At 31.9% G+C, this 24,318-nt stretch carries 15 protein-coding genes; 9 read left to right on the top strand and 6 right to left on the bottom strand.

The window, feature by feature from the left end:
* The first annotated feature begins 106 nt into the window (after positions 1–106).
* From GQS57_RS05850 to GQS57_RS05825, 6 genes are all read left to right on the top strand, one after another.
* Entirely contained in the window at positions 107–3,205 is a 3,099-nt protein-coding gene (locus GQS57_RS05850) for a TonB-dependent receptor (protein ID WP_165731637.1), read from the top strand.
* Positions 3,206–3,225: 20 nt separating this feature from the next.
* Positions 3,226–4,638 carry a RagB/SusD family nutrient uptake outer membrane protein gene (locus tag GQS57_RS05845; protein WP_165731636.1) on the top strand — a complete coding sequence of 471 codons (1,413 nt, stop codon included), beginning with the start codon at positions 3,226–3,228 and terminating at the stop codon, positions 4,636–4,638.
* A 72-nt stretch (positions 4,639–4,710) separates the two neighbouring features.
* Positions 4,711–6,054 (top strand): glucoamylase family protein, encoded by a 1,344-nt coding sequence (locus GQS57_RS05840; RefSeq protein ID WP_165731635.1) that lies wholly within the window; start codon positions 4,711–4,713, stop codon positions 6,052–6,054.
* A gap of 12 nt (positions 6,055–6,066) precedes the next feature.
* A complete protein-coding gene (locus GQS57_RS05835) occupies positions 6,067–6,867 on the top strand; it encodes a prolyl oligopeptidase family serine peptidase (RefSeq protein ID WP_165731634.1) in 801 nt (266 codons plus the stop codon).
* A gap of 5 nt (positions 6,868–6,872) precedes the next feature.
* Positions 6,873–9,215: a beta-glucosidase BglX gene (gene bglX / locus GQS57_RS05830; RefSeq protein WP_205860217.1), complete on the top strand. Its 2,343-nt coding sequence runs from the start codon at positions 6,873–6,875 to the stop codon at positions 9,213–9,215.
* Positions 9,216–9,393: 178 nt separating this feature from the next.
* The gene (locus GQS57_RS05825; protein WP_165731633.1) at positions 9,394–11,241 is read left to right on the top strand and encodes a family 43 glycosylhydrolase; all 1,848 of its coding nucleotides are present in this window, start codon (positions 9,394–9,396) and stop codon (positions 11,239–11,241) included.
* A 96-nt stretch (positions 11,242–11,337) separates the two neighbouring features.
* Here the strand turns inward: GQS57_RS05825 and GQS57_RS05820 are convergent, their stop codons facing one another.
* Together GQS57_RS05820 and GQS57_RS05815 are read right to left on the bottom strand one after the other, a co-directional pair.
* Entirely contained in the window at positions 11,338–13,848 is a 2,511-nt protein-coding gene (locus tag GQS57_RS05820; protein ID WP_165731632.1) for a prolyl oligopeptidase family serine peptidase, read from the bottom strand.
* Positions 13,849–13,948: 100 nt separating this feature from the next.
* Positions 13,949–14,398, bottom strand: a complete 450-nt coding sequence (locus tag GQS57_RS05815; protein WP_165731631.1) for a nucleoside deaminase — start codon at positions 14,396–14,398, stop codon at positions 13,949–13,951.
* 108 nt (positions 14,399–14,506) lie between these two features.
* Here GQS57_RS05815 and dxs point away from each other — a divergent pair, with 108 nt between their 5' ends.
* Entirely contained in the window at positions 14,507–16,276 is a 1,770-nt protein-coding gene (gene dxs, locus GQS57_RS05810) for a 1-deoxy-D-xylulose-5-phosphate synthase (protein WP_165731630.1), read from the top strand.
* Between the two features lie 52 nt (positions 16,277–16,328).
* On the opposite strand, the gene GQS57_RS18830 is transcribed toward dxs, so the two are convergent.
* From GQS57_RS18830 to GQS57_RS05790, 3 genes are read right to left on the bottom strand one after another with little or no spacing between them, the layout of a single operon-like run.
* Positions 16,329–16,799, bottom strand: a complete 471-nt coding sequence (locus tag GQS57_RS18830; RefSeq protein ID WP_205860216.1) for a hypothetical protein — start codon at positions 16,797–16,799, stop codon at positions 16,329–16,331.
* An 8-nt stretch (positions 16,800–16,807) separates the two neighbouring features.
* Positions 16,808–19,507 (bottom strand): T9SS type A sorting domain-containing protein, encoded by a 2,700-nt coding sequence (locus GQS57_RS18985; RefSeq protein WP_240915440.1) that lies wholly within the window; start codon positions 19,505–19,507, stop codon positions 16,808–16,810.
* Between the two features lie 44 nt (positions 19,508–19,551).
* The gene (locus GQS57_RS05790; protein ID WP_165731629.1) at positions 19,552–20,889 is read right to left on the bottom strand and encodes a deoxyguanosinetriphosphate triphosphohydrolase; all 1,338 of its coding nucleotides are present in this window, start codon (positions 20,887–20,889) and stop codon (positions 19,552–19,554) included.
* Positions 20,890–21,048: 159 nt separating this feature from the next.
* Between GQS57_RS05790 and GQS57_RS05785 the strand changes: the two genes are divergently transcribed.
* Both GQS57_RS05785 and nhaA read left to right on the top strand, forming a co-directional pair.
* Positions 21,049–21,480, top strand: a complete 432-nt coding sequence (locus tag GQS57_RS05785) for an META domain-containing protein (protein WP_165731628.1) — start codon at positions 21,049–21,051, stop codon at positions 21,478–21,480.
* Between the two features lie 52 nt (positions 21,481–21,532).
* Positions 21,533–22,843: a Na+/H+ antiporter NhaA gene (gene nhaA / locus GQS57_RS05780; RefSeq protein WP_165731627.1), complete on the top strand. Its 1,311-nt coding sequence runs from the start codon at positions 21,533–21,535 to the stop codon at positions 22,841–22,843.
* Positions 22,844–23,424: 581 nt separating this feature from the next.
* Here nhaA and GQS57_RS05775 read toward each other — a convergent pair.
* Positions 23,425–24,096 carry a hypothetical protein gene (locus GQS57_RS05775; RefSeq protein ID WP_165731626.1) on the bottom strand — a complete coding sequence of 224 codons (672 nt, stop codon included), beginning with the start codon at positions 24,094–24,096 and terminating at the stop codon, positions 23,425–23,427.
* Positions 24,097–24,318 lie beyond the last annotated feature (222 nt).

Raw genomic sequence — 24,318 nt, 5'->3', positions numbered from 1 at the left:
ATTTAGTGACGTATTTAAAATGTAAAGCCATTTTTACTTTATTTAACAATAGTTTATAATTTAGTCTACCGAATAAACTGAATATTTAATAATTAATAACACTAATATGAAAACAAAGATTAGTCTATTATTAATACTGTTTTTTTCATTAGGTGCTTTTGCACAAGAAATGGAAATAAATGGTATTGTAACAAGTAAAAATGGAGGTACTCCTTTACCAGGAGTAAGCGTTGCTGTAGCAGGAACAAGCAACGGAGTCTCAACCGATTTTGATGGAAAGTACGCTCTTACCGTTAATAAAGGTGAACAATTAACATTTAGCTACATTGGCTTTAAAAAAATTACAGTAACAGTAAATAATGAAAATGTTATCGATATTTCATTAGAAGATGACGTGGAATCTCTAAATGAGATTGTAGTTATTGGTTATGGTACCCAAAAAAGATCAGATCTTACAGGTGCTGTTTCTAGTATTAAATCAGATGATTTATTAAAACAACCAGCGGCAAACGCAACACAATCTATACAAGGAAAATTATCTGGTGTAAATATTATTAATACCAATGCACCTGGTAGTGACCCTGTAGTAATGATTAGAGGATTAGGTACTGCCGCATCTGGTACTACACCTCTTTATATTGTAGATGGTATACAAGTAAGTGGTATTAGTAACATAAACCCTTCTGATATTGAAACAATGGATGTTATGAAAGATGCTGCCTCAGCTGCCATTTATGGTATGGATGCTGCAAACGGTGTTATATTTATTACAACCAAAAAAGGGAAGAATGGAAAAGCTAAAGTTTCATTAAGTTCTTACTACGGAGCAACGAGTATGCTTAACCCAGTAAAAATGGCAAATGCTTCAGAGTACATTACTTATTTTAATGAGGTTCGTACATCTTTAGGTTCTACAGATTTATTATCTACAAACCAAGCAAATGATACAGATTGGTATGATGAGTTAACAGATGTTAGATTATCTAATAGTAATAATGTTTCTATTTCAGGAGCTAATGAACATACAAATTATTTCTTTAGTTTAAATAATTACAATGAGGATGGACTTTTAAAAGATCAAAACTTAACCAGAAATACGTTAAGATCTAACAATACCTTCAATCTTTTTGAAAACACTGTAAAATTGACGCAAAGCTTTAGTGCTGCAATTTCAAAAGAAACTCCAAAACCTTTTAATGCTTTTAATGAAGCATACAGACAATCTCCATTAGTACCTGCGTACTATGATAATGGTGCTTTTGGTCAATCTAACTGGAATACGAATACAGGAATTGTTGGTTACCAAGGTAACAGCCGTTTAAACTCTATAGGTAACCCTTTGGCAACCGTATATTATAACAATCAAAAAGACGAAACCACAGATTTACAAGGGTCTTTTGATTTAGAGGTTAAGATAACAGGTTCTTTAAAAGCCAACTCTCGTTTTGGAGCTACTAAATCGTACTACAAATCAAGATCTTTTAATGATATCAAGTCTCAATATTTAACTACAAATACAGGGCAAAATGAGGCTGATTTTAACGCATTAAAAGAAGCAAACCCAACAACTACAGCATATGCAGATAACAACTTATCTTTTAGCAGATCTGAAAGCTATAGATACAACTGGGATAATTATTTAACCTTCGACAAAATAATAGGCAATCACAGCATTAATGTGGTAGCAGGTCTTACAAAAGGAAGTAAAAACAATACGTTTAACACTTATCAACTTGCTTATGATGTACCAGAAAAAGAACAATACTGGAACATCAACTTTGCTTCTGAAGATTATGAACAAACGTCACAACAAAGTTCATCTACGCCTACAAATCAATTATCGTATTATGGAAGGTTGCAATATAACTACAATGAAAAATACTTTCTTCAAGCAAATATTCGTAGAGATGGTATAAGTACATTCAATAACGATAATAATACAGAATACTTTGGAAACTTCCCTTCTTTTAGTGCAGGTTGGGTGTTAACTAAAGAATCATTTTTAAGTGATATAGAAAACTTAAATTTCTTAAAAATGAGAGTAGGTTGGGGTAAATTAGGGAATTCAGATGTTCCTTTTAATGTCTCAACTTATTCAACCGCTACCGGAAGTAGTAATGTAAATTACGTATTTGGGGCGAATCAAGATTTAGTGTACGGTGCAGCTTTAGGCGCTTCTATCTACCCTATTTCTTGGGAAATTACTAAAGAAACAAACATTGGTTTAGATTTTCAGGCATATAGCTCAAGATTAACTGGTAGTTTTAACTACTACAACAGAAACACAGAAAATGCAATTCTAAATGTAACTCCTGTTTACACTTCTGGTGAAGGAACCAATTATTATGATCATGGAGCTGAGGTACTAAACAAAGGTTATGAAATAGAATTTAACTGGAGAGATAATATCACTGAAGATTTATCTTACAACTTAGGTTTTGTATTTTCTGATAATAAAAATAATGTTGAGAATGTAAAATCAGCTTATGATGGTCAAACCGGAGGTAGTTTATCTAACGGTCAAATCACAAAGAAATTACAAGAAGGACAACCTATTTATGCTTGGTGGATGTACGAAGCAGATGGTGTTTGGCAAAACCAAGATGAAATAAATAACAATGCACATTACGGTACTCCATCTCCAGGACATTTACGTTATAAAGATCAAAATAACGATGGTGTTATCGATGATAATGATAAAAAATTCTTCGGTTCTTACATTCCTACTTACAACTTCGGATTTAATGTAGGTTTAAACTATAAAAGTTTTGACTTAGCTGTTGATGCTTTCGGAGCTGGAGGAAATAAAATTTATAATGGATTAAAAGGAACGAGCATAGACGGTGGTGAAAACATAGCGTATGATACATTTGCAAATAGATGGACAGGCGAAGGATCTACAAATGTAAACCCAGGAGCAGGTAAAGACTCTTATGCATCAAGTTATTATTTAGAAGATGGAGATTATTTAAGAATCAACAATATTACCATTGGTTATACTTTACCGGTGCTAATGAATCAAGTTTCTAGAATTAGAGTTTATGCAACTGCTAAAAACCCATTTATGTTTACTAAATATTCTGGTTTTACTCCAGAAATAGTTGGTTCATCTGGTTCTGCAGGAGCAAGTGGAGCAGCAGGAATAGAACTTTCTGCATACCCAAACACTAAAACCTTCTTATTTGGTGTAAACATCGATTTATAAAATTTTAAAAAATAATTATCATGAAAAATAATATTAAAAATATACAGATTCTATTTGCTATAGGACTGCTTTTCACTACTGTTTCTTGTAGTGAAGATTATTTAAATGTTGATAGTAAAGATCGTTTAGAGCAAGACGATACTGAAACAGTAACGCCTAAAGAAATGGTAAATGGTACCTACGGTATGTTAACCGAATGGGATTATGCTTTTTCTTATCTTGGAATAACAGAAATTATATCTGACAATTCAGATAAAGGTAGTTCTTCTACCGATACTGGGGGTGATAAAGACGTATTAGATGCCTTAACCTATACAAGTAGTGCAGGTTCAATTCTTTCTATGTGGCAAAATTGGTATAAATCTATAAACAGAGCGACTATTGCTATAGATTATACAGAAAATTATGGTCTAACAGATGAAAACGTAAAAAACAGATTAGTGGGTGAAGCGAAGTTTTTAAGAGCTTTAAATTATTTTTGGCTAGTAAGATCTTTTGGTGCTGTACCATTACAAGATGTAGATTTAGTTGAAAGACAACCTGTAGCAGATGTATACGCTTATATAGAAGCAGATTTATTAGACGCTATAGAAAAATTACCTCTTAAAAGTAAGTATGCTTCAGAAGATTTAGGTCGTGCAACTAAAGGAGCTGCTCAAGCACTTTTATCTAAAGTTTACCTTTATGAAAAAGAGTGGCAAAAAGCATATGACATGGCAGAAAATGTTATTAATTCTGGAGAATATGGATTGCATCCAAATTATGAAGAATTATGGAGAGCTTCCACAGAAAATGGTATCGAATCTATTTTTGAGGTGCAAGCTAGAGGAGAATCTATAGCTCATGGTGTGCAACAATATTCTCAAACTCAAGGTGCCAGAGGTGCTGACGGTTGGGGATGGGGATATAACAATCCATCTGAAACACTTGTAAAAGCATTCGAAGCAGAAGGTGATCTAATTAGAATGAATGCTTCTATTATTTTTGAAGGTGAAACACTATGGGATGGTCGTAAAGTTTTTGAAGTTGAGAACCCTAGGTATAATGAAAAAGCATATTCTACTGCTTCTGCAGGATCTGACGATGGCGATAAAAACATACGAATACTTCGTTATGCAGAAATTTTATTAATAAAAGCGGAAGCGGCAACATATATTGGTCAAGATGCTGCAACACCTCTTAATTTAGTAAGAAGCAGAGTAGATTTACCTTCTATTAGCAATCCAACAGTAGCACAAATCTGGAAAGAAAGACACTTAGAATTAGCGATGGAACACGATCGTTGGTTTGATATTGTTAGAACGGGACAAGCTAAAGAAGCAATGGCTGCAGATGGTAAAACATTTGTTGTTGGTAAACACGAATTGTTTCCAATTCCTTACAATCAATTAATACAAACTCCAGGAATGACACAAAATCCAGGGTGGGAGTAATCTAAATTTTCAGCTATACTTACCATTTAAGTATAGCTGAAATTTAATGTATCATTTAAGAACATGTTATATATGCGTAATTTTCTATTAATAAGTATACTATCACTAGCTCTATTTGGTTGTAATAAGCAAAAAGAAGAAACTACTACAGATACCGTTGTAGAGGATAACTTTATTTCTGATGATGCTCTTTTAGATCGTATTCAAGAGCAAACTATCAATTATTTTTGGGAAGGAGCAGAACCTAATTCAGGTTTGGCACTCGAAAGAATACATATGGATAATGTGTATCTTGAATCGCCTAAAACTACCGTAACTACTGGAGGAAGTGGTTTTGGATTGATGGCTATTTTAGTAGGAATTGAAAGAGGATTTATATCGAGAGAAGCAGCGCTTATAAGATTTCAAAAAATAGTAAATTTTTTAGATAAAGCAGATCGTTTTCATGGTGCTTGGCCACATTGGATTAACGGAGAAACAGGAAAAGTACAGCCTTTTAGCGAAAAAGATAATGGAGGAGATTTGGTTGAAACAGCTTTTCTTATTCAAGGTTTATTAACGGTTTCTGAATATTTTGATGGCAATACTGTAGAGGAAAAAGAATTGGTTTCTAAAATCGATAATCTTTACAGAACTGTAGAATGGGACTGGTACACCAAAAACGGAGAAGATGTTTTGTATTGGCATTGGTCGCCAGAATATGGTTGGGACATGAACTTACCTGTTCAAGGTTATAACGAATGTTTAATTATGTATGTGCTTGCTGTAGCATCACCAACACACCCAATTACAAAATCTGTTTATGATCAGGGATGGGCTAAAAATGGTGCTATTGTTTCTAATAAAACCTATTATGATGAAAACATCGTTTTAAACTATTTTTATAATGACACCGATTTGGTTGGACCTTTATTTTGGGCGCATTACTCCTATTTAGGTTTAGATCCTAGAAATTTATCAGATCAATATGCAAATTATTGGACACTAACACAAAATCAAGCTAAAATTCATTACAAATACGCAGTCGATAATCCACTTAATTTTAAAGGATACGGAGAGGATCTTTGGGGCTTAACTTCTAGCTATTCCATAGATGGTTATCATGGACATAGACCGGGTGATGATCTTGGTGTAATTTCACCAACTGCAGCATTATCTTCTTTTCCATATACACCAAATGAAAGCATGAATGTTTTAAGAAACATTTATAAAAATCACGATAGTCTTGTTGGTAAATACGGCCCTTATGATGCTTTTAGTCTTGAAGATAATTGGTACATAGAAAAATATCTTGCAATAGATCAAGGTCCTATTCCTATAATGATAGAAAATCACAGAACAGGTTTGTTATGGCGATTATTCATGAAAAATAGTGATGTACAAAATGGTTTAGATGCACTTGGTTTCACCTATTAATAAGTAAGAAAAATGAAGCTAAAAACACTTATAACAACACTCTTTTTAGTTTTTGTGATGTCTTTTTTAATGAGCGCACAGCAATTAAAAAAGTCTGAAAGTTTGTTTCTAAACAAAACACATATTGTTCAGAAAGACACGCTTAAATACAGAGTATTATTGCCTAAAAACTTTTCTAAAAACAAAACATATCCGTTGGTATTGTTTCTTCACGGAGCAGGAGAACGAGGCGACGATAATAAAAAACAGTTAGCAAATGGTAGCGATTTATTTTTAAATGAAACGACAAGAGATTCATTTCCTGCAATCGTTATTTTTCCACAATGTCCAGAAAATGATTATTGGGCTAAGTTAAAAGCAGATCGATCTACAAAACCAATTACGTTTAAATATAAATACAAGAAATCACCAACCAAAGCAATGGGTTTGGTAATGAATTTGATGGATGAAATGGTAGAAAAACCATATGTAAAAACCAATCAAGTTTATGTAATGGGTTTATCTATGGGAGGTATGGGAACCTTCGAAATTATCTATAGAAAACCAGAAATGTTCGCAGCAGCCATTCCTATTTGCGGAGGCGGACATCCAAAAACGGTATCAGCATATGCCAAATCTATACCTTTATGGGTTTTTCATGGAGCAAAAGATGATGTTGTAGACCCGAATTTATCAGTAAATATGGTATCTGCAATTCTTAAAAATGGCGGATTTCCAAGATTTACACTCTATGATTTTGCAAATCACAACAGCTGGGATCCTGCTTTAGCAGAACCAGAATTATTAACATGGCTTTTCTCTAATTCAAAATAAAAAAAATGACAAAACAATCTATTCTAAAAATAACAGGTATTCTAATTATAGCAATGATCTTTTCGAGCTGTAATTCTAACAATAATACAGGTACAAGTTCTAAAGCAACAGCAGAAAATCCATTCGAGTCAAAAATAGATTCAATTCTAGAACTGATGACCTTAGATGAGAAAATTGGGCAACTTAATTTACCAACTTCTGGAGATATAACAACAGGAACAGCCAAAGGAACTGATGTTGGGGAACGTATAAAAGAAGGTAAAGTTGGTGGGTTATTCAATATTAAAACTGCTGAAAAAATTTATGAAGTTCAAAAAATTGCTGTAGAACAAAGTAGATTAGGAATTCCTCTAATTTTTGGAATGGACGTAATTCATGGTTACAAAACAACGTTTCCAATTCCTTTAGGTCTTTCTAGTTCTTGGGATATGGAAATGATTGAAAAAACGGCAAGAGTAGCAGCTACAGAAGCAAGTGCAGACGGAATTAACTGGACGTTCTCTCCGATGGTTGATATTTCTAGAGACCCACGTTGGGGACGCGTTTCTGAAGGAAATGGAGAAGATCCTTATCTAGGAAGTAAAATTGCTGTAGCTATGGTAAATGGGTATCAATCTGATGATTTATCAGCAAATAACACCTTAATGGCTTGTGTAAAACACTTTGCACTTTACGGTGCTTCTGAAGCAGGTAGAGATTACAACACTGTTGATATGAGCCGTAATAGAATGTATAATGAATACTTAGCTCCTTACAAAGCAGCAGTAGATGCTGGAGTGGGTTCTGTAATGGCTTCCTTTAACGAAATAGACGGAATTCCGGCAACTGGAAACAAGTGGTTACTTACAGATGTATTAAGAGACGATTGGGGTTTTAATGGTTTTGTAGTAACTGATTATACGGGTATTTATGAAATGATAGCACATGGTGTTGGAGATAAATATCAAGTTTCGGAACAAGCTTTAAAAGCAGGTGTAGATATGGATATGGCAGGAGATTCTCCTTCAATTCCAGCTGCTTTTATAAAAACTTTAAAAGAGTCTTATGAAAATGGTAAGGTAACCATGGATGAAATTGATACTGCGGTAAAACGTATGTTAACAGCAAAATACCAATTAGGTTTATTTGACAATCCTTATAAATATTGTGATCTTGATAGAGCTAAAACAGAAATTTTTACACCAGAAAACAAAGCGTTTGCACGTAAAGTTTCTGCAGAATCTATGGTATTGCTAAAAAATGAAGATCAATTACTTCCGCTTAAAAAATCTGGAACAATTGCTTTAATTGGTCCATTAGCAAAAGCAGCTAACAATATGGCTGGAACTTGGAGTGTAGCTACAGATCAAGAAAAATCAAATTCTGTTTTTGACGGATTAAAAGAGGTTATTGGCGATAAAGCAACCATGCTATACGCAAAAGGAAGTAACATCGATTATGACTTAGAATTAGAACAACGTGCTACTATGTTCGGAAAAGGGATTCCTAGAGATGGACGTACAGACAAACAATTGTTAGATGAAGCTCTTAAAATTGCTGCGAAGTCTGATATTATTGTAGCAACTATTGGAGAATCTGCCGAATTAAGTGGAGAAAGTAGTAGTAGAACTGATCTTGGTATTCCACAAGTTCAAAAAGACTTATTGAATGCTTTGTTAAAAACAGGAAAACCTGTTGTTTTAGTATTATTTACAGGAAGACCTTTAGTTTTAGTGGAAGAAAATGAAAATGTACCTGCTATACTTAACGCATGGTTTCCGGGTAGTGAAGCTGGTTTAGCAATTTCTGATGTATTATTCGGAGACGTAAATCCTTCAGGAAAATTAACAGCTACTTTTCCAAGAAATGTAGGTCAAGTACCATTATTTTACAATCATAAAAATACAGGAAGACCTCTTGGAAATACAGAAGGTAAATTTGAGAAATTTAAAAGTAACTATATCGATGTTCGTAACGAGCCTTTGTATCCTTTTGGTTATGGATTAAGCTACACTACGTTTGATTATGAAAACTTAAAATTAGATACCACTTCTATAAACATGGACGGCGAAATTAATGTTTCTGTAGAGGTTACTAATTCTGGTGATTACGATGGAAAAGAAGTTGTTCAATTATATATAAGAGATCTTGTTGGTTCTATAACACGACCTGTAAAAGAGCTAAAAGGTTTCCAAAAAGTAGAAATTAAGAAAGGAGAAACTCAGAATATAACGTTCAAAATTTCTGTTGAAGATTTAAAATTCTATAATTCAGAATTAGATTTTGTAGCAGAACCAGGACAATTTCAAGTTTTTGTAGGAACAAATTCTGACACCAAAATGATGAAAGAGTTTGAATTGACTAAATAAAAACATCACAATTAAATAATAACAATTTTATGCCACACATAATTTTTAAGTTTCTCCCTATTCTTATTATTTTGTGTGGTTTTTACTTGTCAGATTGTAACATAATCTTAGGTTAGTAACTTGGGAATGAAATTTTCAGAAGAGAAAATTAATTTGAACACGCACTAAATTATAAATCATGAAAAAACTACTTTTTTTACTCACTTTAGTATTCCTTTTTTCTTGTAATAATGAAAAAAATCAGAATACAACACAATCTTCTGATACCAAGAAAGCATCAGAAATAAAGAAAAGGCTTGAAACCTATATCAACCCATTAGATATCGATTATACCTATATGGTGTATAATTCAACGCAAAATAAATCGTACCGTTCAGGTGCAGATCCAGCGGTTATAGAGTTTAAAGGAGAATATTACATGTTTGTAACTCGTTCTTTTGGTTATTGGCATTCTACCGATTTGATAAACTGGAATTTTATTAAACCAGAACAATGGTTTTTTGAAGGTAGTAACGCACCTACAGCTTTTAATTACAAGGATTCATTGGTGTATTTTGCTGGAAATCCTGCAGGTTACGGAAGTATTCTTTACACAGACGATCCTAAAGGAGGAAAATGGACACCAACCGCTTCTATATCTACAGACATTCAAGATTCTGAATTATTTATAGATGATGACGGACAAACTTATTTGTACTGGGGCTCTTCTAATGTGAATCCACTTCAAGTAAAAATGTTGAATAAGGACGATCGTTTTTTAGAAACAGGTGTTCGTAAAGAATTGTTTAACCTCGATGAAGAAAAACATGGATGGGAACGTTTTGGAGAAAACAACTTTCACCCAACTTTAAAGGAAGGCTATATGGAAGGCGCTTCTATGACCAAACACAACGGAAAATATTATTTACAATATGCAGCACCTGGCACACAGTTTAATGTGTATGCAGATGGAGTTTATATTGGAGACACTCCTTTGGGACCTTTTAAATACATGAAAAACAACCCGATGAGTTTTAAACCAGGCGGATTTACAAATGGTGCAGGACACGGAATAACGGTAAAACAAACCAATGGTCAATATTGGCACTTTGCAACCATGGCGCTTGCTTCTAACTCACAATGGGAGCGTCGTTTAAGTATGTTTCCTACTTATTTTGATGCTGACGGATTAATGTATAGCAACACATCCTATGGTGATTATCCGCGTTTTGGAGCAAATCATCCTACAAAAGCAGGAGAACACAATGGTTGGATGTTATTGTCTTATAAAGGAGCTGCTACCGTCTCTTCTTCCTTAATGCAAATCAAGAAATTTACGTCTGATGATGATGCCGTAGAAATCACAGAATTACCTTTAGAAAAGAATACTGATGGTCAAATAATTTCTAAAGTATTAACAGATGAAGATCCTAAAACATTTTGGGTTGCAGACGCCAATGATGATAAACAATGGATCTCCATTGAAATGCAAAAACCAGGAAATATCAATGCTTTTCAATTGAATTTCCATGACCATGAATCAGGAATCTACACACGTACCGAAGGATTAAAACATCAATTTACTATTGAAACTTCGGAAGATGGTGTTAATTGGGAAACAGTTGTAGATAGAAGTAAAAGTGAAAAAGACACACCAAATGCTTACATTGTTTTAGACGACCCTGTAAAAGCAAAGTATGTACGTTATAACAATATAAAAGTACCTGGAGCAAACTTTGCAATGTCCGAGTTTAGAGTCTTCGGATTAGGACTTGAAGATAAGCCAACAGGAGTTACAGGGTTCAAAGTAAAAAGAGAAGCAGATCGTAGAGATGTCTCTTTTTCTTGGGATGCCCTAAAAGGTGCTCAGGGTTATAATATCCGTTGGGGAATTGCAAAAGATAAATTATATCAGTCATGGCAAGTCTACGATACGACAGAACATTTTATGCGTTCTTTAGACAGAGATACACCCTATTATTTTACTATAGAAGCATTTAGTGAAAACGGAATTTCAGTAAAAAGTGATATCATTTATGCTGAATAAATAGTAACAAACAAAATAATTTTAGATACTCTAAAGCATAAAAAAACTCCGAATTTTCATTCGGAGTTTTTACTTTTGATAAACTAATAAATAGTTTTACTTATTCATTGGTTTATCTAAATTCATATACATAACATCTGTATCGGTAGCTTCTTTACCTAATAAATATTTACTAAAATGATCTGCTCTTAGCCAAAAAGAATATTCGGTCATATTACCAAAACCATGTCTTTGTCCTGGCATAATCATGTATTTAAAACGTTTATTTGCCTTAATTAGTTCGTTTGCCATTCTTATGGTTCCAGCAGGATTTACGTTATTATCCATATCCCCATGGATCAACATTAAATGTCCTTTTAAGTTTTTTGCCAAAGATTGATTGTCATCAATTTTATATACATGAGAAATTTTTCCCTTCTCATCTATTTCTTCTTTTACACCATTGTGCGTTTCACTCCACCAAGAATTGTACACATTATTATCATGATTTCCTGCAGATGAAACTGCAGCCTTAAAGAAATCTGGATACACTAACATGGCTGCTGTAGACATAAATCCACCACCAGAATGACCGTAAATTCCTACTTTTTCAATATCAATAAAACTATGTTTGTTTGCCAATTGTTGTGCAACATACTTTTTATCAGCCAAACCATAATCACGTAAATTACCGTAACCATAATTATGATACCATTTAGATCTATCTGGATGTCCCCCTCTATTTCCTAAGGTAATTACCACAAAACCAACTTGCGCCATTCTATCTACACGATCCATTCTAAAAGAAAAAGATTTATTTACCGCTTCCGTTTGCGGACCAGGATAAACATATTCTAATAAGGGATAAACCTTTGTAGAATCCATATCAAAAGGCTTATACATTACTCCGTAAATATCGGTAATCCCATCATCTGCTTTTACTTTAAAAGTTTCCGGAAATTTATATCCTGATGCAAATAACTGCGATAAATCTGCCGTTTCTAAATCCATTACTTTACGTCCGTTCGCATCTATAAGTTCAGATTTTGGTACGGTATTTACTCTAGAAAAGTTACTTACAAAATACTGATTAGAATCTGCCATAGAAGAAGTTGCTGTAAAATCTCCAGGATTTAAAGTCTTCATTCCCGTTCCATTCAAGTTAATTTTATAAGAATGTGCGTAATAAGGATCTTGTTTTTTGTTAACTCCGTTTGCAGAAAAATACAAAGTTCTTGAACTTTCATTTAAACCTGCAAAATTAGCTACATGATAATCGCCTTCCGTAACTTGGTTTTTTAAGTTTCCTTCTGTATCATATAAATAAAAATGTGCCCAACCATCGCGTTCTGCCCAGTGCAACATTTCTTTTTCATCATTTAATAAAATCAAAGGACGATCTTCTATATAGGTATTAAAACGCTCTTCAATTAAAGTTTTATATTCTCCTGTATTAATATCAGCAACATTTATATCAAACTTTTTACGATCTCTAGAAATAACACTGAAATATACTTTTCCTTTTTTAGATAAAAGCAAAGTAGGTTTAAACTCATCGTCTCTACTAGATTGTTTTCTTGGTGCTCTAAAAACAGAAATACTTTGTTGTTTAATAGTATCTAAAGGTACTTTTACGTGCGATTTTGTTGGAATATCAAAAATTAGTAATTCAGATTTATAATATTCTTGTTCTCCTGGCATGTGGTATTTATAGGTTTCTAAGGTTGGTCTTTTTTTACCTGTAGAATTAATTACCCATAAGTCTTTAATATGTCTAGAGTCAGATTTTTGAAAAACAAACTTTTTAGAATCGTGAGACCAAATACCACCAACACCATTTTTTTTGTCTTTGTTTTTTTCTTTATCAACATTATCTCCTCTAGAACCACGTCCGTAAGCATAATTTTCTTCACCATCTTTTGTCCATTGATTTTCTACAACTGTACTATCTTTTTTGTCTTTAATAAACTTTTTAAAGTTTATTTTATCCATCCAATACAAGTTGTAATTTTTAGAATACAAAACAATAGAGCTATCTGGTGCAATATTTGCCCATTTTTTCCAATCTTCTTTTTCTTTCTTAATGGTATCAATAATTGTCAAGCCATTTCCACCTAATTTATACTCTAAATGGTAGACTTTTTTCTCCATTTTAGGTTTTTTAGACTTTGCTTTTTTGGTTGATGTAGAGTCTTTTTCTACCTCTTTCTTTTCTTCTTTTTTATCATCAATAACTTCAACTTCTTCTGTTGATGTTACTCTAAAACGAATAGCATCTTCTGCTTCATTAAATTTAAAACTAAAACGAGGTAAGTGTTTTGCGTCGTATGGATCTTTAGTCATTTCTGTTAACCACTTTGCCATCTTTACATTATCGAAAAGTGTTTTTTTAGATTTTTTATCTGCATCCACTAAATAATAATTAGCACCTTCTGATGTTTTATAAGCATACCAAAAACGGTTTCCTTTTTTTAACCAATGCGGACTTACAGATGTAGAGTGCACCATTTTTGCCAAGTTTTTTGGCGAGTACTTAGCAGCAGCTCTATAATTAGGGGTTGGAGTTTCTTGTGCAGAAATTGTTGAAACAACAATAAATGGCAAGAATAAAAGTAAGAATTTTTTCATGAAGTAAAATAATTTGAATTAGTTGACGTAAAGTTTCTCTAAAACAAATTATCTCACAAATTTTTAAGATTTATTTACAAAAAGTTTAACAATTCAATAATTAATTTAGATTCCGTTTTTCAATAAAGAATCTCTTTAATAACTGAGAACATTCGTTTTCTAAAATTCCACTAACAACTTTTGTCTTTGGATGTAGTGTCGTTTTTAAATTTACAAAACCTCTATCTGGTTCTGTTGCTCCGTAAACAATTTTACCTATTTGCGCCCAATAACTTGCACCAGCACACATTTGGCAAGGCTCTAGCGTTACATACAACACACAGTCTTTTAAATATTTCCCCCCTAAAAAATCAGCAGCAGCTGTAAATGCTTGCATTTCTGCATGTGCAGTTACATCGTTTAATGTTTCTGTTAAATTATGTGCTCGAGCAATAATTTGATCTTTAAAAACAATAATTGCGCCTACAGGAACTTCGCCTTTATCAAAAGCAGATTCGGCCTCTTGTAAGGCTTTTTTCATAAAATAGGTATCGTCAAAAGGTTGTATCATGTATGTTGATTATAAATATCAAAATTAAGTAAAATATTTACGATAGATTTGTATTTATTAACTCCCGTTTTACGGACGCACTATTTGATGTTGTATTTTTACGTTTGAATGAAAAATTTGTTAGACAATATATTAAACCCAGAAGATTTACGAAAATTAAATCAAGATCAATTACCTCAACTCGCAAAAGAATTGAGAGATTTTATTATTGACATTGTAGCTACCAAAGAAGGACATTTAGGTGCTAGTTTAGGCGTTGTAGAGTTAACGATTGCTTTGCATTATTTATTTGACACTCCTAATGACTTATTGGTTTGGGATGTTGGCCATCAAGCATACGGACATAAAATTTTAACTGGTAGAAAAGACGTTTTTCATACCAACAGACAATTTGGTGGAATTGCAGGTTTTCCGTCAAGAAAAGAAAGTGAATACGATGCTTTTGGCGTAGGGCACTCCTCTACTTCTATTTCTGCAGCTTTAGGAATGGCAATTGCATCCAATATAAAAGGAGATACAGAAAAACATCATATTGCGGTTATTGGAGATGCTTCTATTGCAAGTGGAATGGCGTTTGAAGCCTTGAATCACGCAGGAGTTTCTAAGGCAAATTTATTGATTATATTAAATGACAATGCTATTGGAATTGATCCTTCCGTTGGTGCTTTAAAAGAGTATTTAACAAAGGTTAAAACTGATAAAAGACTGGCGGCTCAAAACAATATTATAAAAGCTTTAAATTTTGATTATTCTGGTCCTATTGACGGACATGATTTACCAAAAGTTTTATCAGAATTAAAAAGATTGAAAGATGTTAAAGGTCCAAAATTCTTACATATAATTACTACAAAAGGAAAAGGTTTACAGCAAGCAGAAGAAGACCAAGTAACCTATCATGCGCCTGGTAAATTTGATAAAATTTCTGGAGAGCGATTAAAAATAGCCAAAAGTTTATATACAAAGTATCAAGATGTTTTTGGAAAAACAGTGGTAGAATTAGCCGATAAAAATGAGAGTATTGTTGGCATAACTCCAGCGATGTTAACGGGAGGTTCTCTAAAATTCATGTTAGAAAAGCACCCAAAGAGAACTTTTGATGTTGGTATTGCAGAACAACACGCAGTAACCTTAGCGGCAGGTATGGCAACGCAAGGTTTAATTCCGTTTTGCAATATTTACTCTACTTTTTTACAGCGTGCTTACGATCAAGTAATACATGATGTTGCTTTACAAAACTTACCTGTTGTTTTTTGTTTAGACAGAGCTGGTTTGGTTGGTGAAGATGGCGCAACGCATCATGGAGTTTTCGATTTAGCATATTTGCGTTTAATTCCGAATTTAATTGTTTTTGCTCCAAGAAATGAAATTGAATTACGTAATATCCTGTACACCGCTCAATTAGGATTAAAAAAACCTATTGCCATTCGATATCCAAGAGGAACAGGAGCAATTATCGATTGGAAAAAACCTTTTGAAAAAATAGAACTAGGAAAAGGAGTTTGTTTACAAGAAGGAAATAAAACAGCTATTTTATCTATTGGAACCATTGCTAAAAATGTTTCTGAGGCTTTGGAATTAGTAGAAAATCCAGATCACTTTTCTCATTACGATATGCGTTTTGTAAAACCTTTAGATGAAAATTTATTACATCGTATTTTTGATAAACATCAAACCATTGTAACAATTGAAGACGGAACGATAAAAGGTGGTTTTGGAAGCGCTATTTTAGAATTCGCATCAGAAAATAATTATCATCATAAAATAAAAACGATAGGAATACCTGACAATTTTATTGAACATGGAAATGTTTTAAAACTGCAACAGACACTTGGTTTAAATGCAGAAAAATTAGCTAGTACGTTTAATGTATTCACATAAAAAAAGACGCTATTAAGCGTCTTTTTTATCAATCTAAATTTATTTATAACTCTTACATTGGAAAATCCATTGTTTTCTTTTTAGTTAAGGCTACTTTAAAGAATTTCATTTTTTCATTTTGCAAATAACTGATTACAGCTTCTGTATCCTTTAATACAAACGGAATTTTTTCTTCTTTTATCTCAACTGATTTTTTTGAATTAAATACTGGTTCTAAGCTATCTGTATTGTTATCTTGTTTAATAAATGTTTGATATTTACCCAATCCTTGGTTTTTTAAATCAGCATATTTATCTTTAAAATAGATCCCTTTTATCTTGATATTTTTAGTATCAAGATTTGTGTTTTCATCTAACATTAAATAAATACTGTATCCAGAATCACCACCTCTAACACCAGAACTTTTTGTTTTATAATAAGATTCTAATATATTTAATTCGGGCTTTTTTTCTAGTTTATAAGAGTTTGCGCATCCTAATAAAAAAATTAAAATACAGAAACTAATAAAATTTATTTTAGACATATTTTTAATTAATTTTTAATGAACTTAAAATTCTGATTTTTACCATCAACACTTAAATTTATAAGGTAAACACCATCATTTAAATACTCTACATTAATTTTTTGGTCTTTTAAAACTCCTTTTTTAACAACCTTTCCTGTTAAATCTGAAATAGTATAATTTAAGTTTTGGCTTAAATCTAATGTGTTGCTTTGTAAGTTAAGTTCTTTTTTAGTTGGGTTTGGATAAAATGATAATTGAAGAGCACTTGCATAAGAGTTCGTAGAAAGTGTACCTTCTATAGTTGTTTCATACATTCCGTTACCATGCGTTCCTATTAACAATTTATTATCTGCAGGACGGTACGCTAATGAACTAATTAAAGCCAAGCCTATATTACTTTCTCCCTCCATTTCCCAGTTTACACTTGTTGGATCTGTAGAACTATATAAACCTCTTGCAGTTCCTATAAAATAGACAGTTTCTTCCCCTACTTCCGTTATTTCTGCAGATCGGATTGAATGGGCATTTAAATTTCTTTCTACTAAAGTCCACGTTGGCAATTCATCCGTAGCATTTGTAGTTAAAAATATATTTGAAATACCATAATTTGCATATACTACTAAAACAATATCTGGGTTTGTTGGGTGAATAGCAATATCACTAACAATAGTATTGGAAGAAGTAGTTGCACCCGTTGGAGTAATATCTACAGCATCTAAAAGTGTGCTTGTAGGATCTTTTGGATCTTTTAGTTTAAAAACTCCACCTTTATCTCCACCAATTAATAAGTAACTTAAAGCAGAAGAATAAGTACCTCTTGTTGTTGCAAAAGTTCTTAAATTTTGAACATTTGATAAAGTACCAGCATCCGTCCATGTAGAATCTGTTACAGCAGCAGAGGCATTGGTTTTATACAACTTACTTTTTGCAGCATAATACAAGTAATCCGTATTGTCTGGGTCTAAATAGTAATAAGTAATAAATTGAGCATCAACCCCCGTAGGCGCATCTTTTGGTGTTATTTCTCTAAAGCCATCAGGATAATTTGTATAAATTGCCCCTTGTTGAAACCCTAAAAAATACTGTAATGCTGTATTATTATCTCTTCTTGTAAGACCAACGGCAACTCCATCTCCACCAGCAAGTTGGTTCATTGTAGTATTATTAGCGAGACCAACATGTGTACCACCAATAGTAGTTCCATTATCTTGTGCCCCACCCATAATAATGTTACTTCCTGTAAAAGGATCTAAAGTAACATGGTAATATTGATATGTAAGATAATTATTATTTAAACTTAACCACGCTATACTTGCCTCATTAATATCTAGTGTTTTATGTACTCCTCCATCGGTACCACTATAAAAAACATCATTATTGTTTGGATCAAATTCTAAAACATGTATATCTGGATGATGATTTTCGTATTGTGAGTAACCAGTGTTATTTGCATAACCTCCAATTCTAGAAAATGAAACATCAGTTCTAATATCTGCTATTTTATAGGCATTAGTACCTCCAATTGTTACAAAATTTTCATTATCTGGTTTTACTGTTACTACCAAATCATAACCTCCTTGAACAGCAAAAGGGTCATTTCCATCAGAATCACTACCGGGTTCATCTGGTAATTTAGATGAATAATTTGTCCAAGTAGTTGTTGTAGCATTGTACTGCCATAAATCTCCCTCTAAACCACCTGAATTACCGTTTACATATAACGCATATATTATATTGTCTGCAGATGGTGCTTCACCTAAAACTATTCTACCTGCAGCAGACCAATCTGTTGGCGTACCATTTTGTGCAATTTGTGTCCAAACGCCATTTCCTGTAGGCGACATCCATACACCTCCTAAAGAAGCACTTCCATCAAAACTAGCATACACGTTACCATTAGGTGTTATTACTAAATCTGTTGAACTTGTAGAATTACCTTCTAACTTTAATTCTTGATTTAAACTCACACCATCATATCTATAAATTCTTCCAGAAGTTGCTATGAACAGTTCTCCTGTTATAGGGCTAACTTCTAATGAGTTTGTAAAATCGAAATAACTATCAAATACAGTATGATCGGAATCTGTACCAGGAATTACACTCCATGTCAATCCACCATCTATAGATTTCCAAACACCTTGACCTTTATAAGCAGAACCTAAACTTGCGCTATTTCCAGACCATTCTCCAGTTCCGTAATACCATATATTTTGAAACCCCTCTCTAGGATCTTGTGTTAATGCAGAAACGTTATGGATTTCTCCTAATGGCGTTACTTTTGTCCAACTTAAGCCTCCATCAATAGTTCTAAATAAACCACTACTTACACCTCCAGAAAGCATTGTATTACTAGATGTATCTGAAATATCTACAGCAAAAGCTCTGGTTCTTCCTCCTAAATTTGAAGGACCTCTAGATGTATATGTACTAGATGTCTTTTTTCTAAGTTTTTTTTGAGCCATTAGCCCAAGAGAAGTATTTAATTCCTTTAATTTTTCCTCTTTAGGAATCTCTCCCGTTAATGGGTTTTTCTGCATATTTGACTCATATTCATCTCTTTTAATTGAATATAACTGTCTAAAGTTCTTAGGTTTATTTTTAGGTTTTAATTTACCTTCTAATGTAATATTAATGAATTCTTCGCTATTATTAGTCTTTTGATTTGTGATATAAAATACACAAATAGCAGCAATAACAATAAACGGAATTAGTAATTTTTTTTTCATATTAATTTTTTAAAAATATATTCTCTAATATTACACTATTATTTCTAAATAATATTTCCCTTTAATTTTTTATGTGTTCTAATCGCATAACTATCAGACATTCTAGAAACATAACTGCATACTTGCATAATTCTTTGATACAAACTTGTTGATTCTGTTTGATATTCTTCAGGTAATAAATTCAACACTAAATCATCAAAATTAGATTCTTTACCATCAAACTTATTATTTAAAGCAGTGACAAAAACATCTAATAAATCAGCAATAATTCTATAACCAGCAATTTCTTTTTCTACAACATCTTTGCTTTTATAAATTTTAGCAACACTTAGTTTGATAATGTCTTTTATTTGCGCTTCATATTTACATCTATCTAATAAAGACCTCTCAAAGGTTCCGTTTAAAATAGCTTCTTCATTTGCTAAGAAAATGGAAACTGCTTCGTTTATTAACACCCCAATTGCCAAAGCTCTTAAGTAACTTATTCTGTCTGTTTTATGTTGTAGAGAATGATACTTTTTAATATCGATTGTATCTTTCACCAACTTAATCATATATTCTAAAGCAAACTCCTCTTCAATTAAGCCTAAATTAATTCCGTCTTCAAAATCTATGATTGTATAACAAATATCATCTGCAGCTTCTACTAAATATGCCAATGGGTGTCTATAAAAAGAAATTGCCGAAGTAGATTTTTGTTTCATCCCTAAATCTTCTACAATTTCTAAAAAAGCTTCTTTTTCAGATTGAAAAAAACCATACTTTTTATCTACAATATGGTTTGTAGGTTTCTTTGGCAGACTCTCTTTTGGATATTTTAAAAAAGCACCAAGTGTGGCATAGCTTAAACGTAAACCACCAGAAATTCCTTCTCTCGATTCCGTTAAGATTTTAAATCCGTTTGCATTCCCTTCAAAATCTATTAAATCTTGATATTCTTTATCAGACAATAGGTCTTTATATTTTAAACCATTACCTGTTTTAAAATACTCGCCTATGGCTTTTTCTCCAGAATGCCCAAAGGGCGGATTTCCGATATCGTGCATTAAAGAGGCAGTTCCTACAATAGCTCCAAAATCGTTAAACGTATATCCTAATTCTTCTAATTTAGGATGACGTTCTAACAACACCTTACCTACTCTTCTACCCAAAGTTCTTCCCACAACAGAAACTTCTAGACTATGTGTTAATCGTGTGTGTACAAAATCTGTTTCTGATAAAGGTATTACTTGTGTTTTGTCTTGTAAACTTCTAAAAGCAGATGAAAATATAATTCTATCAAAATCTACATCAAAACCCAAACGAGTTTCATCTTGAGTTGCTCTTGGGCGTTTTTGTGTATCGCCAAAACGTTTTAAAGAAAGTAATTGTTCCCAGTTCATTTATTTTAATAATAAAGTTTAGTTGGTAAAAATACAAACTATTATTTTGAGGTGATGTTTTGATTAAAAAAACATTTTTTTATCAAAAAATTAAGAGAAATTTAATGTAAAAAAGTTTAAAATGTTCTCAACTTAACTTATTTTTATGAAAATTTTTTAATGAAAACTAAAATATTATTTCTTATTCTAATTTTACCTACCATAACAAACTGTAAGTCAGTAAATGTAACAGACCACGACGACGCTATTACAGAAAAATATTGGAAACTTAAAACTTTATATGGAAATGACATTAAAATGGAAGACAACCAAAAACGTGAAATAGCTATCACCTTAAAAACAAAGGACAATAGATTTAGCGGGTTTGCAGGTTGTAATTCTATTAATGGCGAGTATATTTTAGAGAAAGGCAATAAAATTAAATTCACAAAAATTATTTCAACAAGAATGTTTTGTAATAATACCGATGAATCTAAATTATTAAAAGCAATTAATTCAACAGATAATTATACTATTAAAAATAATAGATTATCTTTAAATGTTGGTAAAAGAGCGCCTTTAGCAGTTTTTGAAGCTGTTTACATGAATTAAAAAAAGATGCGTATCCATTCAATTATCAAATTTATAAATTAAGCTATTATTCATGATAAAAAAATTATTTATTACCCCGTTTCAAAAGTTTGTAAAAATTGAAAGTTTTAGCGGAATCCTGCTACTAATATGTACTTTAGTTGCTTTATTTTGGGCAAACTCACCTCTTCATGAAAGTTACTCTTCTATTTTAGAATATAAAGTTGGTTTTTCAGGCGAAAGTTTTGAATTAAAAAAATCTGTTTTATTTTGGATTAATGATGGTTTAATGGCTATTTTCTTTTTCTTAATTGGATTAGAAATTAAACGTGAAATTTTAATTGGAGAACTAAACACAGTTAAAAAACTAGCTTTCCCTTTGTTTGGAGCTGTTGGTGGAGCACTTATTCCTGTTGGTTTATTTATGCTTTTAAATCAAAATCCAGAAACCTTTAAAGGTTGGGGAATTCCTATGGCAACAGATATTGCTTTTTCTTTAGCTGTATTAAACACATTAGGAAAACGTATACCTCTTAGTTTAAAAATATTTTTAACTGCTTTTGCAATTGTAGATGATATTGAAGCCGTTTTAGTAATTGCTGTTTTTTACAGTGAATCTATTCAAGTTGCATTATTATTGATAGGCTTAGGATTAATAGCACTATTGTATGTATTAACAAATAGAGGGTATTACTCTAAATTTGTGATGATTGTTGTAGGTATTATCGTTTGGGTATTGTTCTTAAAATCTGGAGTACACCCTACTGTTGCGGGTATTTTAATTGCATTTTCTGTACCAATTAGACAAGAAATAAAAACAACTACTTTTCTTTCTCAATTAGAAGGTATTTACAATAGCATTAAAAGTGCACCTGTATTAAAGGAACCTATACTATCTAATCAACAATTAAAATTAGTAAATAACTTAACGCATTGGAGTAAAAAATTTCAATCTCCTTTGCAGCATTTAGAACATAACCTACACAATTGGTCGGCTTATTTTATAATCCCTGTTTTTGCACTTGCCAATGCAGGTGTGTTAATAGATAGTTCTGTTCATATAGACATGGCTTTAGTCTTCCATATTATACTCTGTTTAGTATTAGGTAAGGGACTAGGTATACCACTAGTTATATTGGTTGCAAAAAAGTTAAATTTAATTCAAATACCTGCAGACATTCACTTTATACAAATTTTAGGAGTTTCATTTATTGCTGGTATTGGGTTTACTATGGCTATTTTTATTGCTGGTTTGGCCTTTTCAACATCACCAGAATTTATTAGCTCTGCAAAAATAGGTATTCTTTTAGGCTCGCTTATTTCTGCGATAATTGGTTATCTTATTTTAAGATTTGCACCAGTTAAAGACTTTATTAAACTTTAGTAAGTATTTAAAATATTATTTATAAAAAAAGAGAAGCTTTTAAGCTTCTCTTTTTTTATATAATTACATCTTGTTTTCTAAAATGGATTCTTTTTTCTGATTGTAATAATTCAGCAAGGTATTTACACTCGTATTGCCATTTATTAAAGCAAATGGACTTCTGTAGCACAAAAACCACACTAACCAAACCTCAACAGGTATATAAAACTGTATTTTAAAGCGATTTTAGATAGATATATAAACTTTTATCACTTCTACAAGACTCTATTGGTTTTTAATAATAAAACCTCTTACGTGTTTTATTTTAACTTATTTATTTTTCTTATTTCAGTTCACTTAAAAATACTAGAGATTTAGTGATATTTTAAAGCATCTCTATGAAGATTTAAAAGAGAAATCTTTATACTAAAATAGCACACAAACAAGTTTAGCCCAGATTGAAACATTTGTTTGAGCTCTTTTTTGTCTTATTCTGAAAAAAAAGCGAGTGCCTTTCGACTAAGCTCAAGATAAACTCCAAGCTCTAAATAGCTTCAATAAAAAAAAAGAGAAGCCTTTCGACTTCTCTTTTTTTTATTTAATTAAGCAACTCTCCAAAGTGATTTAATTTCTTCACATATAAGCTCTACTTCTTTTATCGATTTATTATAATCTTTAGGAGCAGAAATTGTACTACTTCCAAAAACATCTATGGATAAACACAATTCCGGTAAAACCTCTGCATTGTATTTTTCTGATAACTCCAAAAGGTATTTATTCAATATTGTAGCAATAAATCTTGATTGTTTATTATCAAATATGTTCCTACTTGAAAGATGTAGCTTAACAGCTCCAATATATCTAGTATCATTATGATGAATAATAAAAATAATATCAGGGGAAACCTTTACTTCAACATTATTAATAAATGTTGATTTCACATTTTTCTCTTTAATTATTTCTAAATTATGATTTTTGAAAAAAGCAGGTATTTTAAAACCTAGAAAGCGTTTCATTGCGTCAATTGAAACTTGTCTATTAACAACTTGTTGAGGCTTACTTACTATTTTGGTTTTTAGTCGCTCTATACCTTCTATTAAGAAATCTCTTTCACCTTTATTTATTAGAGATTTTTTTATACAAGCTCTAGAGGTTTGATACCATCCAACCCTAAAAATTGATGGATCTTTTTGATCTCTAATTATTCTTCTTTTTTTTGATTCTGTACCTTTAAAAAAATCTACTAAAGGATTTATTGAAATTTGATATTCCATTGTTTTTCTGTATTATAGAGTTAATAACTATTTATATTTTTGTTAATAACTCCGTTATCAAGTCTAAAACATGGCCATAACCCACATATAACTTGTTAAAAAATTAGAAAAATAACTTGGTAAAGAGAATCGTATTTTGTAGTTTTGAAGAACAAAATGGAAGGAGATTGAGTAATCTCAAAATTCTTTTTAATTAACTAACTTTTAGCCGGGAAGCAAAAT

Origin of the sequence: Polaribacter sp. 20A6, assembly GCF_011378915.1 — a bacterium.
GTDB lineage: Bacteria > Bacteroidota > Bacteroidia > Flavobacteriales > Flavobacteriaceae > Polaribacter > Polaribacter sejongensis.
The sequence above is the reverse complement of the archived record's forward strand: the minus strand, read 5'-3'. Positions and strand labels throughout refer to the sequence as shown.

What these genes read in the sequence shown, in the direction of transcription:
- GQS57_RS05850 (WP_165731637.1), top strand. Translation starts at nt 107, where the DNA reads ATGAAAACAAAGATTAGTCTATTATTAATACTGTTTTTTTCATTAGGT.
- GQS57_RS05845 (WP_165731636.1), top strand. Translation starts at nt 3,226, where the DNA reads ATGAAAAATAATATTAAAAATATACAGATTCTATTTGCTATAGGACTG.
- GQS57_RS05840 (WP_165731635.1), top strand. Translation starts at nt 4,711, where the DNA reads ATGCGTAATTTTCTATTAATAAGTATACTATCACTAGCTCTATTTGGT.
- GQS57_RS05835 (WP_165731634.1), top strand. Translation starts at nt 6,067, where the DNA reads ATGAAGCTAAAAACACTTATAACAACACTCTTTTTAGTTTTTGTGATG.
- bglX (WP_205860217.1), top strand. Translation starts at nt 6,873, where the DNA reads ATGACAAAACAATCTATTCTAAAAATAACAGGTATTCTAATTATAGCA.
- GQS57_RS05825 (WP_165731633.1), top strand. Translation starts at nt 9,394, where the DNA reads ATGAAAAAACTACTTTTTTTACTCACTTTAGTATTCCTTTTTTCTTGT.
- GQS57_RS05820 (WP_165731632.1), bottom strand. Translation starts at nt 13,848, where the DNA reads ATGAAAAAATTCTTACTTTTATTCTTGCCATTTATTGTTGTTTCAACA.
- GQS57_RS05815 (WP_165731631.1), bottom strand. Translation starts at nt 14,398, where the DNA reads ATGATACAACCTTTTGACGATACCTATTTTATGAAAAAAGCCTTACAA.
- dxs (WP_165731630.1), top strand. Translation starts at nt 14,507, where the DNA reads ATGAAAAATTTGTTAGACAATATATTAAACCCAGAAGATTTACGAAAA.
- GQS57_RS18830 (WP_205860216.1), bottom strand. Translation starts at nt 16,799, where the DNA reads ATGTCTAAAATAAATTTTATTAGTTTCTGTATTTTAATTTTTTTATTA.
- GQS57_RS18985 (WP_240915440.1), bottom strand. Translation starts at nt 19,507, where the DNA reads ATGAAAAAAAAATTACTAATTCCGTTTATTGTTATTGCTGCTATTTGT.
- GQS57_RS05790 (WP_165731629.1), bottom strand. Translation starts at nt 20,889, where the DNA reads ATGAACTGGGAACAATTACTTTCTTTAAAACGTTTTGGCGATACACAA.
- GQS57_RS05785 (WP_165731628.1), top strand. Translation starts at nt 21,049, where the DNA reads ATGAAAACTAAAATATTATTTCTTATTCTAATTTTACCTACCATAACA.
- nhaA (WP_165731627.1), top strand. Translation starts at nt 21,533, where the DNA reads ATGATAAAAAAATTATTTATTACCCCGTTTCAAAAGTTTGTAAAAATT.
- GQS57_RS05775 (WP_165731626.1), bottom strand. Translation starts at nt 24,096, where the DNA reads ATGGAATATCAAATTTCAATAAATCCTTTAGTAGATTTTTTTAAAGGT.